The following is a 1264-nucleotide window of genomic DNA, read 5'->3' as shown; positions in this document are numbered from 1 at the left end:
TGATGCGCGACACCGCCGAGGTGTTCGACCACCATGCGCTGGAACCCGACGTGGTGGCAGAGCAGGCGCGCTGCGTGCTCGAGGACATCACGATCGCGGCCTGGAAAGTCGGCTTCCTCGGCTCCGCCGAAGGCGTCGGCGCTGTGGCCGAAATCCTGTCCGACTACCCGGACGTGCCGCTGGTGGCCTACATGCCCAACCTCTCCTGGCTCGAGGAAGATCAGCAGCAGGCCTATCTCGATGCCTTCCGCGAACTGGTGCTGCCGCAGACCGAAGTGCTGGTCGGCAGTCACCAGACGCTGACCGACTTCCTGCTGCCCGACTGGGACGGCGAGCGCCCGACGTCACCACGCGAGCTGGCCGTGGCTGCGGCGGAGCACGGCGCCAACTTCGTGCTGGTCACGAGTGTGCTGGTCACCAAGAGCAAGAGCGCCGACCAGTACCTGGACAACGTGCTCGCGTCGTCGCAGGGTGCGCTGACCGGCGAAAAGTTCGAGCGCTTCGATGCCAGCTTCAACGCCGCCGGCGACACGCTGTCGGCCGCGCTGGCCTCGCTGCTGGCCTCCGGCAGCGAGCTGCACACCGCGGTCGGCGAAGCGCTGGCCTTCCTCGACCAGGCGCTCGATGCAGGTTTCCGGCCCGGCATGGGCAACGTCGTCCCCGACCGCTTCTTCTGGGCGCTGGCGCCCGGTGAGGAAGACGAGGGCGGCGAAGGCGAGCCCTCGGACACCGACACGCCCGGAACCCGCCACATCCACTGACGCCCCGATGCCGGTGCCGCCGGCACCGCTCACCTGCCTTCCGACCGCCATGACCTCCACCAACGCCCAACTGTTCGAGCGCGCCCAGCGCGTCATCCCCGGCGGTGTCAATTCGCCGGTGCGCGCGTTCCGCGCCGTCGGCGGCACGCCGCGCTTCATCGCGCGCGCGCAGGGGCCGTACATCTTCGACGCCGAAGGCACGCGCTACATCGACTACATCGGCTCGTGGGGCCCGATGATCCTCGGCCACGGCCACCCGGCCGTGCTCGACGCGGTGCAGAAGGCGGCGCTCGACGGCTTCTCGTTCGGCGCGCCGACCGAGCGCGAGATCGAGCTGGCCGAGGAGATCCTGAAGCTGGTGCCCAGCATGGACCAGGTGCGTCTGGTCAGCTCGGGCACCGAAGCGGCGATGAGCGCGCTGCGGCTGGCGCGCGGCGCGACCGGCCGAGACAAGATCGTCAAGTTCGAGGGCTGCTACCACGGCCACGCCGACGCGCTGCTGG

General features: G+C 69.9%; 2 protein-coding genes. Both read left to right on the top strand.

What is annotated here, in order from left to right; genetic code table 11:
* A partial coding sequence (locus tag Q1W68_RS15085) for a bifunctional hydroxymethylpyrimidine kinase/phosphomethylpyrimidine kinase (RefSeq protein WP_300717034.1) occupies positions 1 to 761 on the top strand: 761 nt, incomplete at its 5' end.
* Positions 762 to 810: 49 nt separating this feature from the next.
* On the top strand, positions 811 to 1264 hold a 454-nt coding region (locus tag Q1W68_RS15080), incomplete at its 3' end, for an aminotransferase class III-fold pyridoxal phosphate-dependent enzyme (RefSeq protein WP_300717033.1).

The organism is Hydrogenophaga sp. (assembly GCF_030158645.1).
Taxonomy (GTDB): domain Bacteria; phylum Pseudomonadota; class Gammaproteobacteria; order Burkholderiales; family Burkholderiaceae_C; genus Hydrogenophaga.
This window is presented reverse-complemented; position numbering and strand designations above follow the sequence as displayed.